The 15,421-nt window shown below is 61.7% G+C and carries 12 protein-coding genes; 5 read left to right on the top strand and 7 right to left on the bottom strand.

The annotated features are described in order from the left end of the window. Positions 1-23: 23 nt before the first annotated feature. Together B5E56_RS14600 and B5E56_RS06470 are read right to left on the bottom strand one after the other, a co-directional pair. Positions 24-197, bottom strand: a complete 174-nt coding sequence (locus B5E56_RS14600) for a hypothetical protein (protein WP_158098685.1) — start codon at positions 195-197, stop codon at positions 24-26. A 20-nt stretch (positions 198-217) separates the two neighbouring features. Beyond that, the gene (locus tag B5E56_RS06470; protein ID WP_087389107.1) at positions 218-1,612 is read right to left on the bottom strand and encodes an NAD(P)/FAD-dependent oxidoreductase; all 1,395 of its coding nucleotides are present in this window, start codon (positions 1,610-1,612) and stop codon (positions 218-220) included. Positions 1,613-1,841: 229 nt separating this feature from the next. Here B5E56_RS06470 and B5E56_RS06465 point away from each other — a divergent pair, with 229 nt between their 5' ends. Together B5E56_RS06465 and B5E56_RS06460 are read left to right on the top strand one after the other, a co-directional pair. Beyond that, on the top strand, positions 1,842-2,216 hold the full coding sequence (locus B5E56_RS06465) for a BlaI/MecI/CopY family transcriptional regulator (RefSeq protein ID WP_087189002.1): 375 nt from the start codon (positions 1,842-1,844) through the stop codon (positions 2,214-2,216). Further along, entirely contained in the window at positions 2,213-3,811 is a 1,599-nt protein-coding gene (locus B5E56_RS06460; RefSeq protein ID WP_087389106.1) for a M56 family metallopeptidase, read from the top strand. The genes B5E56_RS06465 and B5E56_RS06460 overlap by 4 nt, the downstream gene beginning before the upstream one ends. A gap of 26 nt (positions 3,812-3,837) precedes the next feature. Here B5E56_RS06460 and spoIID read toward each other — a convergent pair whose 3' ends face one another. Next, on the bottom strand, positions 3,838-4,842 hold the full coding sequence (spoIID, locus tag B5E56_RS06455) for a stage II sporulation protein D (protein WP_087389105.1): 1,005 nt from the start codon (positions 4,840-4,842) through the stop codon (positions 3,838-3,840). Between the two features lie 139 nt (positions 4,843-4,981). Between spoIID and B5E56_RS06450 the strand changes: the two genes are divergently transcribed. Continuing rightward, on the top strand, positions 4,982-6,349 hold the full coding sequence (locus tag B5E56_RS06450; RefSeq protein WP_087389104.1) for a citrate/2-methylcitrate synthase: 1,368 nt from the start codon (positions 4,982-4,984) through the stop codon (positions 6,347-6,349). Positions 6,350-6,412: 63 nt separating this feature from the next. On the opposite strand, the gene B5E56_RS06445 is transcribed toward B5E56_RS06450, so the two are convergent. The 3 genes from B5E56_RS06445 to B5E56_RS06435 all read right to left on the bottom strand — a co-directional run bounded on the left by B5E56_RS06445 (position 6,413) and on the right by B5E56_RS06435 (position 9,792). Beyond that, on the bottom strand, positions 6,413-6,769 hold the full coding sequence (locus B5E56_RS06445) for a hypothetical protein (RefSeq protein ID WP_087329120.1): 357 nt from the start codon (positions 6,767-6,769) through the stop codon (positions 6,413-6,415). Positions 6,770-6,938: 169 nt separating this feature from the next. Continuing rightward, a complete protein-coding gene (gene metG / locus B5E56_RS06440; protein ID WP_087389103.1) occupies positions 6,939-8,981 on the bottom strand; it encodes a methionine--tRNA ligase in 2,043 nt (680 codons plus the stop codon). After that, positions 8,974-9,792, bottom strand: coding sequence for a hypothetical protein (locus B5E56_RS06435; protein ID WP_087389102.1), 819 nt, complete (start codon positions 9,790-9,792; stop codon positions 8,974-8,976). Before B5E56_RS06435 ends, metG begins: the two co-directional genes overlap by 8 nt. A 178-nt stretch (positions 9,793-9,970) precedes the next feature. Here B5E56_RS06435 and B5E56_RS06430 point away from each other — a divergent pair, with 178 nt between their 5' ends. Then, positions 9,971-11,308, top strand: a complete 1,338-nt coding sequence (locus B5E56_RS06430) for an MATE family efflux transporter (protein ID WP_087389145.1) — start codon at positions 9,971-9,973, stop codon at positions 11,306-11,308. Between the two features lie 38 nt (positions 11,309-11,346). On the opposite strand, the gene B5E56_RS06425 is transcribed toward B5E56_RS06430, so the two are convergent. Next, positions 11,347-12,945, bottom strand: coding sequence for an ABC-F family ATP-binding cassette domain-containing protein (locus B5E56_RS06425; RefSeq protein ID WP_087188995.1), 1,599 nt, complete (start codon positions 12,943-12,945; stop codon positions 11,347-11,349). 233 nt (positions 12,946-13,178) lie between these two features. On the opposite strand from B5E56_RS06425, the gene B5E56_RS06420 reads away from it, so the two are divergent. Next, positions 13,179-15,344, top strand: coding sequence for a bifunctional metallophosphatase/5'-nucleotidase (locus B5E56_RS06420; RefSeq protein WP_087389101.1), 2,166 nt, complete (start codon positions 13,179-13,181; stop codon positions 15,342-15,344). Positions 15,345-15,421 lie beyond the last annotated feature (77 nt).

Genomic DNA, 15,421 nt, shown 5'->3' with positions numbered 1-15,421 from the left:
TTGCAGCTGTTTTTTTGTTCCGCTTATTTCAGCCGGTTCAGAATCACCTGGGCCGCCTTCACGCCGGAGGCGCCTGCCTGGGCCAGGCCGCGGGTGATGCCCGCGCCGTCGGTCCCACAGGGCCAAGGCCCTGCGGGAGCCCTGATGATTTGATTCGCACGGCGGAAATAAATTCCGCCGGCGGCAATGCTTCGCATTGTGTAGGCTCCGGGCGGGCTTATTTCAGCCGCTCCAGAATCACCTGGGCCGCTTTCACACCGGAAGCGCCTGCCTGGGCCAGACCCCGGGTAACGCCCGCGCCATCGCCCACGGCGAAGAAGCCGGGCAGAGAAGTCTCCAGCTCGCCGGACAGGGCCAGCCGGGCGGAGTAGAACTTGACCTCAGCGCCGTAGAGCAGAGTATCGTAGTTGGCGGTACCGGGGGCGATCTTGTCCAGCTGGTAGATCATCTCAATGATATCGTCCAGCTGCCGCTTGGGCAGGGCCAGGGACAGGTCGCCGGGGACGGCGGCGGTGAGGGTGGGCCGGACGAAGGACTTGCTCATCCGGTGCTCGTTGGTGCGGATGCCGCTGACCAGATCGCCGAAGCGCTGGACCAGCACGCCGCCGGCCAACATATTGGACAGGGAGGCAATGTGCTTGCCGTAACGATAGGGCTCGTTGAAGGGCTGGGTGAACCGGTTGGACACCAGCAGGGCGAAGTTGGTGTTCTCGCTCTGGAGGGCGGGGTCGGAATAGGAATGGCCGTTGACGGTGTTGATGCCCTCCACGCTCTCGGCCACCACATGGCCGTAGGGATTCATGCAGAAGGTACGCACCTGATCGCCGTACTGCTTGGTGCGGTAGACCAGCTTGGACTCGTACACCACGTCGGTGATGTGCTCAAAGACCTTGGCAGGCAGCTCCACCCGCACGCCGATGTCCACTTGGTTGTTGATGAGCTGGATGCCCAGGTCCTTGCACTGGTTGGAGAACCACTCGGCACCGGAGCGGCCGGGACCGGCGATGAGCCAGGTGCAGTCGATCTCGTCACCCTTCTCGGTGATGAGGCGGTAGCCCTCCCCCTTCAGATCCATGATCTTGGTGACAGCGGTGTTGAAATGGAACTCCACACCCTTGCGGCACTCCTCATAGATGCTCTGCAGGATCTTCAGGTTGTTCTCGGTACCCAGGTGCTTACACCGGGCCTGGAGCAGATGAAGGTCGTGCTCCAGGGCCCGCTTCTCCAGGGCACGGGCCGCCGGGGTATCGGTGGAGAACACTTTGTCGGTGGCTCCGTGCTTCATGTTGATGGAGTCCACATAGTCGATGAGGCACATGACCTCTTCCTTGGGCATGAAGTCGGTGAGCCAGCCGCCGAACGCGGTGGTGAAGTTATATTTGCCGTCGGAAAAGGCGCCGGCGCCGCCAAAACCGCACATGGTGCCGCACACCTTGCAGTGGACGCACTCCTTCACCTTGCCCGCCACAATGGGGCAGCTGCGGGTATAGATATCGGCCCCCTGATCCATGGCCACCACCTTGAGGCCGGGGTTGCGGTGCATCAGCTCGTACCCGGCGAAAATACCGGCTTCGCCGCAGCCCAGAATGGCAACGTCATACCGTGTGTTCATGTGCGATCTCTCACTTTACGTCATATTTGGAAGGGGTGTAAGCCACCTTTCCAATTTGATATTATACCAAAAGGTCTTATTTTTGACAACGCCGTTGACCCATCCAGGCTGAAAAATTTTTAGGCAGCCCATCAAATTTTTCCCCGCGCTGCGAAAACCCCTTGACAAATAAAGTTTACTATTGTAATCTTTATTTAGGCTACAACAGTAAACCTTTAAGGAGGCCGCTATGTGTATTGGTGCTGAAAAGATCCAAGATGCCGAGCTGGAGGTTATGAAGGCCCTGTGGAGCCTGCCCCAGCCGGCTCCGCTGTCGGAGCTGCGCCGCATTCTGTCCGCCCGGTGCGGCTGGGAGGACTCCACCGTCAAGACCCTGCTGCGCCGTCTGTGCGAAAAGGGGGCCGTTCAGCTGGAGCGCCGGGGAATGTACCGGGCGGTCATCACCCAGGCCCAATATGGCCGCTGGTCCGCCCGCCACCTGGTGGACCAGGTGTTCAACGGCAGCGCCAAAAAGCTGGTGGCCTCCCTGCTGTCCGACGGCCAGCTGAGCCAAGCAGAGATCGCCGAGCTGTCCGCCCTGTTCCATCAGGAGGAATCCACATGAAAGAGGTACTGCTTACCCTGCTCTCCCTCACCCTGTCCGGCTCCCTGCTGTGCGCGCTTCTGCTGCTGCTGCGCCCTGTGACGGGAAACAGGGTGCCCAGGGCCGTCTCCTATTATCTCTGGCTGGCGGTGCTCCTCCGCTTTCTAATCCCCTTCGGCTACGGCATCACTCTGCCCCAGCCCCCTCAGCCTACCCAGGAGATGGTCCGGCAGGAAACCATTCTTCCCGAACGGCAGGACCAGACGGACACACAGACCGCTCCCATTACTCCGCCGTCGGAGCCGGTCACGGTGGATCAACCGGAGACGACCCAGCCCTCCGCCCCGGCCATTTCCCTTCCCGGCGTCTTGGTTTCCCTGTGGCTGGCAGTTGGGGCGGGCTTCTTCCTCTGGCATATCGCCGCCTATGCCCGCTTTTCCCGCCGGGTCCGTATCTCTCTCGCCCCGCCAACCGCGGAGGCCCTGGCCCTGTTTGAAGAGCTGGGCCACAGCCGCCGGATGAAACTGGCTTGCAGCAACCAGGTGAACGCCCCCATGCTGCTGGGGGTCTTTCGGCCGGTGATCGTCCTGCCCCAGGGCGGGCCGTCCCTTCCTCCTCACGCCCTGACCGCCGCCCTCCGCCATGAGCTGACCCACGCCCGACGGTGGGACATCTGCTACAAGTGGCTGGTAGTGCTGGTGGCCAGCCTCCACTGGTTCAATCCCCTGGTCCACTGGATGGGGCGGCGCATCGCACTGGACTGCGAGCTGTCCTGCGACGAGGCGGTGGTCCGTGCCCTGGCGCCGGAGCAGAGGATGGCCTACGGGGATATGCTGTTGCTGCTGGCCGCCCGGCCTGGAAGGCCCTCCCCCTGGATGGCCGCCCCCCTCTGTCAGGAGGGGAAGCGGCTGAAAACCCGGCTTCTGGGGATCAAGGGCTATCGCAAGCCGGGCAAAGGGGCAGTCTGCCTGACCCTGGTTCTGGGGCTGGTGGTCACCTGCTGCGCCTGCGGGATGGTGGATACTCACCCCCCGGCTGCGGCCACAGCAGAGAACACCGTCCAGCGGGGCGGAGCGTCCTCCGTCTCCGCCGGCACTCCCACCGGCGGGGAGCTCAGTGCCTATGGTCCGCTTCTGTCCCGGTATGCGGAGGCCCTGCTTCGCAAACGACCGCCGATCGACTTTCCGGACCTGCTGCTCGTCCTCATTTGCCCCTCCTGGGACCCGGCTGGTACCATCGGCTACACACTCCGTGATCTAAACGGCGACGGGGTAGAGGAGCTATTGATGGGCTTTGTGGGCAGCGAATTCTGGAGCATGGATGAGGGCTATGTCTTTGCCATCTACACCCTGGTGGACGGCCAGCCCGTGCTGGCGGTGGAGGGCTGGGAGCGGAGTCTCTATGTGGTGCGCGAGGACAACATCCTCTGCCACAACGGCTCCAGCGGCGCGGGACGGACCGAGTGGAAGCAATACCGGTTTGACCCGTCGGCGGAGGGCTTCTTGGTGACCCTGGACCAGGTGTCCGTGCCGGAGAACGGCGAAGAGGCCGTTGCCATTGGGGAAGGCTGGATGGACTCCGGCGTCCCCTTCCCCTATACGCGCTTTCCCGACTGACGGCATAAGCGATACCCCTGGGCAGTTCACTGTCCAGGGGTATATTGTTCCACTTCCACCCCGGTGTAGTACCACTTTAAAATCTCCTCATAGCCCTTGCCCTCCTTGGCCAGGGCGTTGGCCCCGTACTGGCTCATGCCCACCCCGTGGCCGTAGCCAGTGACCGAAAAGGTCACCCCCTCCGCCCCGGCGGACACGGTAAAGCTGGTGGAGCGCAGGGAGAACAGGGTACGCAGCTCCTGTCCGCTGACGGTGACGCCCCCCACATCTATGCTGCTCACACCTCCGGCGGAGTTGGACACGGTATTGGAAAACCAGCCGGAGGGATCCCCTGACAGGTCCGCCCCAGGGTACTTGGCCAGAATGGCGGTCTTGAACTCCTCCGCCGTCAGGGTGACAGTGGAGTGGTAGTTGGGTACCTCCTCCCCCTCGGGGCTGTCCACTCCGGTGAGGTAGGGTACGGAATTGCCCCACACCTCCACCGCGTCCACCGTCCGCCCGTCGGCGGAGGAGAAAAAGACGGCCTGAATGGGGCTGCCCTCATAGAGTACCGCCACCCCGTCGGTGTCCGCCACAGCGGCGGCGATCTTGTCGGTATACATCTGGGCGTTGGTTCCCCAGCTGGCAGCGGCATCCTCCCGGGTGCGGTAGGCCTGGCAGCAATTCACGTCGGTACACAGGTCGGCCTCCGGGTGACCGGAGGTCTCCCGCTCCATTTTGGAATAGGTATAAGTGCGGGCGGCCACCGCCTGGGCCTTCAGGGCTTCGCTTTCAAAGGCGGCGGGCATCTCGGCGGCCACCACCCCCCACAGGTAGTCGTCCAGGGCCATGGTTTCCACCGTGCCGTCGGACCGCTTTACCGTTACCTGCTGGGCGCTGTCCAGGGCCGGCTCCGGTGTAACCACCGTGCGGTCAATGGGCAGACTGCCGCTTTCCACCGGCAGAGCCCCCTCTCCCTGGGGCACCAGCAGCAGCGGCAGCAGAAATAGGGCCAGCAGCAGGGCCAGGGCAACCGCCGCCACCTGTCTCATCGGAAACACCATCCCCTCTTTTTGCAAGTTATGATTCATTCCATTTCAATTTTTACTTCGTTTACTTTCCATATTGACTGTGCCGCAAAATGGTTGTACAATACCGTGTAAAAGAATTTGGGCAAAGGAGAGGCTGGAAATGCAAAACGCCGAGAAGGGCACATCCATGGACTTCATTGACAGTCTATGTGAGGAATATCGCAAACATAACCAGATCGACCCGGCAGATTACGAGCGCTATCGGGTCAAGCGGGGCCTGCGCAACGCCGACGGCACCGGCGTCATGGCGGGCGTCACCCAGATCGGCAACGTGCTGGGCTATTACCTCCAGGACGGCGAGCGCTTCCCCGCCCCCGGCAAGCTGATCTACCGGGGCATCGATGTGGAGGAGCTGGTGGACGGCTTCGTGCGGGAGAACCGGTTCGGCTTTGAGGAGACCGCCTATCTGCTGCTCTTCGGCGCTCTGCCTACCAGGGAGCAGCTGACCGCTTTCCAGCAGATGCTCAGCGACAACCACACCCTGCCCCATATGTTTACCGAGGACATGATCATCAAGGCCCCCAGTCCCGACGTGATGAACAAGCTGGCCCGCTCGGTGCTGGCCCTGTACTCCTATGACGACAACCCGGACGATATGTCCCTGTCCAATCAGCTGCGGCAGGCCATCCAGCTCATCGCCCGGGTGCCCGTCATCGTGGCCCACGCCTTTGCCGTGAAGCGCCACTACTATGACGACGAGTCCCTCTACCTCCACCGGCCTCAGGCCGGACTCAGCGTGGCGGAGAACTTCCTCTACTCCGTCCGCCACGACAACCAGTTCACCGAGCAGGAGGCCCGGCTGCTGGACCTGTGCCTGGTGCTCCACGCCGAGCACGGCGGCGGCAACAACTCTGCCTTCGCCTGCCGGGTGCTCTCCTCCTCCGGCACCGACTTCTACTCCTCCATCGCCGCTGCCGTAGGCTCCCTGAAGGGCCCCCGCCACGGCGGCGCCAACAAGAAGGTCATGGAGATGTTCGGCTACATCGAGGACGCGGTAAAGGACTGGAAGGACGAGGACGAGGTGCGCGCCTTCCTGGGCAAGCTGCTGCGGAAGGAAGCCGGCGACAAGTCGGGCCTCATCTACGGCATGGGCCACGCCATCTACACCATCTCCGACCCCCGTGCCGTCATCCTCAAGAAGTTCGCCAAGAAGCTGGCTGAGACCAAGGGGATGCTGGACGAGTTCGAGCTGTACGAGACGGTGGAGCGGCTCACCCCCGAGGTGCTCCTCTCCGTCAAGGGGGAGGACAAGGTGGTGTGCGCCAACGTGGACCTGTTCTCCGGCATGGTGTACAAGATGATGGGCATCCCCCAGGAGCTGTATACCCCCCTGTTCGCCGTGGCCCGTATCGTGGGCTGGTGCGCCCACCGCATCGAGGAGGTCTACCAGCCGGGCAACCGCATCATCCGTCCCGCCTACAAGGCTGTGGCTCCCATGCGGCCCTTCGTGCCCCTGGACCAGCGATAACAGAACAAAAAACAAAGACGTGCTGCATAGCAGCACGTCTTTGTTTTGAAGGGATTGGAAGTATTACTCCCGGGTGGGGGTCTCCATGCTGAAGCTGTCGCAGTCGGCGTCGCCGTCCTCGTCCACAGAGACGGTGGCATCGAATTTTGCCTTGTAGCGGTCGCCGTAGTCGTCGATCACGGTGATGTAGCCATTGACCTCATAGGTGCCGTCGCCGTTGTCATCGGTATTGGTCACAGAGGCCAGGACGTTCTTCACGTTGGCATAGCTGAACATACACTCCACAGCCGCCTCGGACTGTACCGCCAGACGGATGGCGTCGGAGTGGTCCTCCTCTTCCGGCGCGGCGGAACCGCCGCCGCAGGCACACAGGCCCAGCATCATGACCAGGGCCAGCGCAAGGGAAACAACCTTTTTCATAGCGATCCTTCTTTCCTCTCGAAATGGCACAGGCTTGAACAGACCTGTAAAACCTGAACCGTTTCTTAAAGTATAAAGAATTCTTCCCACCGGCACAATGAGCTGGCTGCATAGTATTTATAAAAAAGGAGACGCTGCTTGTGCAGCGTCTCCTTTGTTTTTCTTTCAATTAACCCAGGGTGCAGCCGGCGGGCACCTTGTCGTCCAGCATGAGCAGGTGGAGCTCCTCGTGGCCCTCGGCTCCCTCCTTCACGGCGGAGATGAGCATACCGTTGGACTCCAGGCCCATCATCTTCCGGGGGGCCAGGTTGACGCAGGCCACCACGGTCTTGCCGATCAGATCCTCGGGCTCGTAGTACTCATGGATGCCGGAGAGAATCTGACGGGGCTGGCCCTCGCCGCAGTCCAGGGTAAAGCGGAGCAGCTTCTTGCTCTTCTTCACCGCCTCGCAGGAGAGCACCTTGGCGGTGACGAACTTCACCTTGGCAAAGTCGTCGATGGTAATATACTCGGGCTCAGCCTTGGCAGCGGCTTCCGCCTTGGCGGCCTCCTCCAGAGCGGCCAGCTCCTCCAGCTCCTTGGCAGCGTCGATGCGGGGGAAGAGGTTCTCACCCTTGCTCACAGGAGCCTGGTCAGACAGCGCGCCCCACACACCGGCGGACTCCCAGGTGCGCTGGCTGTCATTGGCGCCGATCTGGGCAAAGATCTTTCCGCAGGTCTCGGGCATAAAGGGGGTGAGGAGCACGGCGGAAATGCGCACGCACTCCAGCAGATTGTACAGCACATGGGCCAGACGGTCCTGCTGGGTCTCGTCCTTGGCCAGAGCCCAGGGCTTGTTCTCGTCGATATACTTGTTGGCCCGGCCGATGAGCTTGAAGACCTCCATCAGGGCGTCCTGGAAGGCATACTGCTCCATCTTGTCCTCATAGGTGTTGCGCAGCTGGGCGGCCATGGCGATGAGCTCCACGTCAAACTTCTGGGGATCGTCCTCAGGGAACTGCATGGACAGGCCCACATTGCCCATGGACTGAGCCACCAGATTGGCCAGATCCGCCTCGTCTCCGGTGGCACCGCAGCCGGCAGGCAGGTGCGCGCCGAAGTACTTGCCCACCATGGCGGTGGTACGGCTCACCAGATTACCCAGGTCGTTGGCCAGGTCGGTGTTGATGCGGCCGATGAGGGCCTCATTGGAGAAGTTGCCGTCGGTGCCGAAGGGGAACTCCCGCAGCAGGAAGTAGCGCAGGGAATCCACGCCGTAGCGCTGGGCCAGCAGATAGGGGTCCACCACGTTGCCCTTGGACTTGCTCATCTTGCCGCCGTCCAGCAGCAGCCAGCCGTGGCCAAACACCTTCTTGGGCAGGGGCATCTCCATGCTCATGAGCATGGCGGGCCAGATGATGGAGTGGAAGCGGACGATCTCCTTGCCGATGAAGTGGACGTCGGCAGGCCAGTACTTCTCATAGTCGTCGTACTTGTCGTTCATGAAGCCCAGGGCGGTGGTGTAGTTGAAGAGGGCGTCGATCCACACATACACCACATGGCCGGGGTCGAAGTCCACGGGAATGCCCCACTGGAAGGAGGTACGGGAGACGCACAGGTCCTCCAGGCCGGGCTTGATGAAGTTGTTCACCATCTCGTTGACCCGGCTGCGGGGCTCCAGGAAGTCGGTGTTCTCCAGCAGGTCCTGGATGCGGTCGGCGTACTTGCTCAGCCGGAAGAAGTAGGCCTCCTCCTCGGCGTCCTGGACCTCACGGCCGCAGTCGGGGCACTTGCCGTCCACCAGCTGGCTCTCGGTCCAGAAGGACTCGCAGGGCTTGCAGTACTTGCCCACATACTTGCCCTTGTAGATGTCGCCCTTCTCATACATCTTCTTAAAGATCTTCTGGATGGCGGCCACATGGTAGTCGTCGGTGGTGCGGATGAACCGGTCGTTGGAAATGTTCATCAGCTTCCACAGGTCCTTGACGCCCTGGGGGCCCTCCACGATGTTGTCCACATACTCCTTGGGGGAGACGCCGGCGGCCTTGGCCTTGTCCTCGATCTTCTGGCCGTGCTCGTCGGTGCCGGTGAGGAACAGCACATCATAGCCGCACAGCCGCTTATACCGGGCCATAGCATCGGTGGCCACAGTGCAGTAGGCATGGCCGATGTGGAGCTTGTCCGAGGGGTAGTAAATGGGGGTGGTGATATAAAATTTCTTTTTCTCAGACATCAGAGGATCCCTCCGTATCGTTCTCGACCGGCTCCTCTGGCAGAGGCCGGGCGGCATTGTACAGCAGCAAAGCGCTGGAAGTCAGCAGATAGAGAATGGTAAAGCCATAGAGCACCAGGGTGGCCCAGTCGTGCTCATCGGCCAGGGTGACCAGGGAGAAATACACACCCATCAGGCAGAAGAACACCGCGGGGACGCACTTACCCTTGTCAAAGGAGAAACCGGCGATAAAGTAGAGCCCCAGCAGGCCGGCGATGATGGCAAAGAGCTCGTACACATAGTCCAGCTGCACCGGGTCCCCCGCCCGCACCTGGTAGGCGGCGATGAGCCACACGCAGAAGGCAAAGGCCGGGATGAGCAGGGGCACGCTGTACTTGCCCTTGTTCTCCCCTTTAAAATTGTCCCGCACCGTGGACATGACGCACAGGCCGGAGGCCACCGCCAGCACCGCCACGATGAGGCGGGTGTAGATGGGATTGGCCCCGGTGGCAAAGTCATAGGCCATCAGACCGCCCGCCCCGATGAGCAGGAAGCCGGAGAGTATCCCCGCCATGGCATACAGGGTGTTGTCCTTGGCAGAAAAAGCCTGGTCATAGCCGCTGAATCGGGGATACTTCCCCATAAAGCTGAGGATCAGCAGCACGGCAGCCACCACCACCGACAGGGCGATGAGGGCCATGGTGGCGGGAGCGCCGGAGATGGGAAGGCCGGTGTCCGCCTCAAAAGCGGTAGCCAGTTCCCAGCGCCGCAGGGCGAAGCCGGCCCCGCCGCCCACCACCGCAATGGCGGGCAAAAGGATCTCTTTTCGCATGGTCAGCATCCTTTCCGGATGAAGTAAGTTCGAATATGTAGTATAGCACGAAATGGTTAAAAACGCACGGTTTTTTTGCACATCTTATCTTATCGTTTCCTGGCTCAAAAGGCAAGGCCACTCTTGTATTTTTTCCCCGGGCCTGCTATCATGCCCTGGAAAGGGATGTGGAATGACCATGCAGATTGATCTGACCCGGGGCGGCATCACCCGGCCCATGCTTTGCTTTGCCGCGCCCATGATCGCGGGCAACCTGCTGCAGCAGTGCTACAACATTGCCGATACCCTCATCGTGGGCCGGGCCCTTGGGCCCTCCGCCCTGGCCTCGGTGGGCTTCTCCTTTACTCTGATGACCTTCCTCACCTCGGTGCTGCTGGGGCTGTGTATGGGCAGCGGGGCTCTGTGGTCCATGCTCCACGGGGCCCGGCGGGAGGAGGAGCTGAAGCGCTGCCTCTTCCTCTCCTTCCTCTTCATCGGCGCCGTGGCGGTGATCCTCAATGTGGGGGTGCTTTTGCTGCTGGAGCCGGTGATGACTCTGCTGCGTATCCCGGCGGAGGCCTGGGACGACACCCACGCCTATCTGCGGGTGGTGCTGCTGGGGATCTGCTTCACCTTCTTATACAATTACTTCGCCTGCCTGCTGCGGTCGGTGGGTAACTCCACCGCCCCCTTGGTCTTTCTGGCCCTGTCCACCCTGCTCAACATTGCTCTGGACCTGTGGTTCGTGCTGGGTCTGGGCTGGGGGGTGGCGGGAGCCGCCGGGGCCACGGTGCTGGCTCAGGGGGTGTCCGCCGCCGGGATTGCGCTCTACTGCTGGAGGCGGGTGGCGCTCCTCCGCCTGGGACAGGAGCACTGCACCTTCCGGCGGGGAGAGCTGGGCCGCATCATCCACTACTCCCTGCTCACCTGCGTGCAGCAGTCGGTGATGAACTTCGGCATCCTGATGGTGCAGGGGCTGGTCAACTCCTTCGGGGTCAACGTGATGGCCGCCTTTGCCGTCGCCGTCAAGATCGACGCCTTCGCCTATCTGCCCGTCCAGGACTTCGGCAACGCCTTCTCCACCTTCGTGGCCCAGAACACCGGAGCCTCCCAGCCGGAGCGCATCCGCCGGGGCATCCGCTCCGCCGTGGTAGTGTCCATTCTCTTCTGCGTGGTCAGCTCCCTGCTGGTGTGTCTCTTCGCCGCCCCCCTGATGGCCCTCTTCGTGGAGCCGGGAGAGACCGAGATCATCGCCATCGGGGTGGAGTATCTGCGTATCGAGGGGCTATGCTACTGCGGCATCGGCATCCTCTTCCTGCTCTACGGCCTCTTCCGGGGGCTGGGGCGGCCCGGGGTATCGGTGGTGTTGACGGTGGTCTCCCTGGGTACCCGGGTGGCTCTGGCCTACCTTCTGGCTCCCATTCCGGCCATCGGCCTGAAGGGCATCTGGTGGGCGGTACCCATCGGGTGGGGACTGGCCGATCTGGCGGGGCTGCTCTTCTATCTCCGCCGCCCTATAGGGGGCGGAAATCCATAAAAACAGCGGGACGGCAAGCCGTCCCGCTGTTTTGCTTGTTATGCGTCCGCCTTCTGGCTCTCCAGGTACTCGTCGTAGGTCATCTTGCGGTCGATGAGCTGACCGTCGGCGGTGAAATCGAACACCCGGTTACACACGGTCTGGATGAGCTGATGGTCGTGGGAGGCCACCAGCACGTTGCACTTGACGGCCTCCAGGCCGTTGTTCAGAGCGGCGATGGACTCCAGATCCAGGTGGTTGGTGGGCTGGTCCAGCAGCAGCACGTTGGCGCCGGACAGCATCATGCGGGAGAGCATACAGCGCACCTTCTCGCCGCCGGAGAGGACCTTGACGGGCTTATACACCTCGTCGCCGGAGAAGAGCATCCGGCCCAGGAAGCCCCGGAGGTAGGCCTCGTGGGGGTCGGAGGACCACTGCCGCAGCCACTCCACCAGGTTGTCGTCGCAGTCCTTGAAGAATTCGGTGTTGTCCTTGGGAAAGTAGGAGAAGGTAGCGGTCTGGCCCCACTTGACGGTGCCCTCATCGGGCTCCATCTCGCCGGTGAGGATCTTGAAGAGGGCGGTCTGGGCGTTCTCGTTGTCGCCCACGAAGGCGATCTTGTCGCCGTGGCCCACGATGAAGGATACCTTGTCCAGCACCTTCACCCCATCGATGGTCTTGGACACGTCGGTGACGAAGAGGATATCCTTGCCCACCTCCCGGTCGGGGGAGAAGGCCACCCAGGGGTAGCGGCGGGAGGAGGCGGGGATCTCCTCCAGGGTGATCTTTTCCAGCAGCTTCCGGCGGGCGGTGGCCTGCTTGGACTTGGACTTGTTAGCGGAGAACCGGGAGATGAACTCCTTCAGCTCCTGGGCCTTCTCCTCGTTCTTCTTGTTCTGGTTCTTCATCAGGTTCTGCATCAGCTGAGAAGCGTCGTACCAGAAGTCGTAGTTACCCACATAGAGCTTGATCTTGTTGTAGTCGATGTCCACGATGTGGGTACAGATGGTGTTGAGGAAGTGGCGGTCGTGGCTGACCACGATGACGGTGCCCTCAAAGTCCAGCAGGAAGTCCTCCAGCCAGTTGACAGCGTTGATGTCCAGGTTGTTGGTGGGCTCGTCCAGCAGCAGGATGTCGGGATTGCCGAACAGGGCCTGAGCCAGCAGCACCTTCACCTTCAGACGGGCGTCCAGGGTCTCCATGGAGGTCTGGTGGAACTCGGTGCCCACGCCCAAGCCCTGGAGGATGCGGGAGGCGTCGCTCTCGGCTTCCCAGCCGCCCAGCTCAGCAAACTCCTCCTCCAGCTCACAGGCACGGATGCCGTCCTCCTCGGTCATCTCCTCCTTCTCGTAGAGGGCGTCCTTCTCCTTGCCGATGTCATACAGGCGCTTGTTGCCCATGATGACGGTATCCATGACGGTGTAGGCATTGTAGGCGTTCTGATCCTGCTTGAGAACGGACATACGGGTCTTGGGCAGGATGGACACCTCGCCGGAGGTGGGCTCCAGATCGCCGGAGAGGATCTTCAGGAAGGTGGACTTGCCGGCGCCGTTGGCGCCGATGATGCCGTAGCAGTTGCCCTTGGTGAACTGCAGGTCCACATGGGAAAACAGGGGCTGGCCGCTGTATGCCAGGGTCAGGTCGGAAACAGTGATCATGTCGTACTCCTTTTTTGTTCACCCCGGCTCAGGCCGGGAAAATCTTCGCAAGTGTACAGTATACCATAGAAAAAGAAAAAAACAAACCATAAACAGACAGAAAACCTGCTTACTGAAAATGTTCTGTAAAAAAGCTGAAAAAAGAGGTGACTTCCCTGTCCCACCGTGCTACTATGGTGGCGAAAACCGAGCAAACCGCTCGGTAAAATTTGGGTTGGAAGGAAGGATCACACATGAAGAAACACCGTTCCCGCCGGCTGCTCTCTCTGCTGGCCACCGGGGCGCTGCTGGTATCCCTGATGCCCGCCGCCTTTGCCTCCGGCAGCGAGAAGCACATTACCATTCTGGGTACCTCGGATATGCACGGCAATATCTGGGGCTATTCCTATGAGGACAACACCGAGTGCACCAACAACGGCATGGCCCGGCTGTACACCTACATCCAGCAGGTCCGGGCCGAGAATCCCAACACCATCCTCATCGACGCGGGCGACGATATCCAGGGCACCATCATGACCGATGATATCTACAACAAGACCCCCGAAGAGCCCCACCCGGTCATCACCGCCATGAACTATATGGGCTATGATGCCATGACCCTGGGCAACCACGAGTTCAACTGGGGCATCCCCACTATGCAGACCATTCTGGGTCAGGCCGACTTCCCCGTGCTGGCTGCCAACGTCACCGGCACCGACGGCAAGAGCGTCACCGGCGCCGGCTGGACCATCGTGGAGAAGGACGGCGTGAAGGTGGCCATCATCGGCGTGGTCACCCCCGACGTACCCATCTGGGACGGCGGCAAGGAGGGCATCGAGGATGCCACCTATGAGGCCGCCAACGTGGCCGTGGGCAAGGCCATCGACGAGATCGGCGGCCAGGCCGACGTGATCGTGGTATCCGCCCACATGGGTATGTACGCTGAGTTTGACGAAGAAGGCGGCACCGACTCCGCCCAGAAGATCCTGGACGACAACCCGGAGATCGACGTGCTCCAGGTGGCCCACAACCATGTGGTGGTCAATGAGAAGCAGGGCGACGTGGTCATCGGCGGCGTGCGCAACGGCGGCCGGGACATCGCCCGCTTTGACCTGACTCTGGATGCCGACAACAACGTCACCGCCTCCTCCGTGGAGATCGTGGACATGACCGACGTGACTCCCAGCCAGGAGATCCGCTCCATTCCTCTGGTAGCCGAGGCTCACCAGAAGACCATCGACTTCATTGCCGGCGGCACCGACGAGAGCGGCGAACCTCTCCCCCCGCTGGGCTCCACCACCGCCAAGTTCCAGCCGGAGAATGAGATCGCCGGCCTGCCCCAGGGCAAGCTGGAGGATACCGCGGTTATGGATCTGATCAACAAGATCCAACTGGAGAACTCCGGCGCCGACGTGTCCGCCGCCGCCCTGTTCAAGAACACCAGCGACCTGCCCGCCGGCGACATCAACTACGGCAACATCTTCGACATCTACAAGTTCGACAACACCCTCTACCGGGTAAAGGTCACCGGCGCGGAGCTCAAGGCCTACATGGAGTGGTCCGCCGAGTGCTACAACCAGTGGAAGGAAGGGGACATCAATATCTCCTTCGATCCCGAGTACCCCGACTACCTCTACGATATGTTCGCCGGTGTGGAGTATGAGATCGACCTGTCTCAGCCCAAGGGCGAGCGCATCAAGAACGTGATGTTCAAGGGCGAGCCTCTCCAGGACGACCAGACCCTCACCCTGGCGGTGAACAACTACCGCTACTCCTCCGCCCTGAAGGGCCAGAACCTGATCTCCGGCACCAAGGAGTGGGAGTCCTCCAACTCCATCCGGGACATGATCGTGGCCTACTTCGCTGAGCACTCCCCCGTGGCCCCCGAGGTGGACAATAACTGGAAGATCGTAGGCGTGGACCTGAATGAGGACGATGCCCGCCGTGCCGAGCTCATCGGCTACATCAACGACGGCCTGCTGCCCACCCCCTACGCCGAGAGCTACAACCTGGCCGACTATGACGCCCTGGTGGCTCAGGCCAAGGCCAACGCCGCCGTGCTGGTGGACGGTACTCCCAAGGTGGTGTCCACCGCCACCGACGCCGCCGGCAACACCTACTACCGCCTGCGTGACCTGGCCGCCGCTCTCAATGGCACCGGCAAGCAGTTCAATGTGCTGTGGAACGCCGGCGTGGAGATCACCACCGGCGCCACCTATGCCGATCCCGCTCTGACTATGCCCACCCAGGCTCCCGCCGGTCTTACCGCCGAGACCCTGACCGTAAAGGTGGACGGCGCCGCTCAGAGCATGAGCGCGGTCCTCTCCAACGGCAACTACTATGTGGCCTCCTCTGCTCTGGAGGCCCTGGGCATCACCTGCACCGTCACCGACGGCACCCTCAACATCACCACCAAGTAAATCCCGCCGCAGCAAAGGGCCGCGCCATAGGCGCGGCCCTTGTGTTATGTCCTCCAAACTGGTATGATACCCTCAGA

This window comes from Flavonifractor sp. An112 (genome assembly GCF_002161085.1).
Taxonomy (GTDB): Bacteria; Bacillota; Clostridia; order Oscillospirales; family Oscillospiraceae; genus Flavonifractor; species Flavonifractor avicola.
Note: the sequence above shows the minus strand (reverse complement) of the source record. Positions and strands in the feature narration are given on the sequence as shown.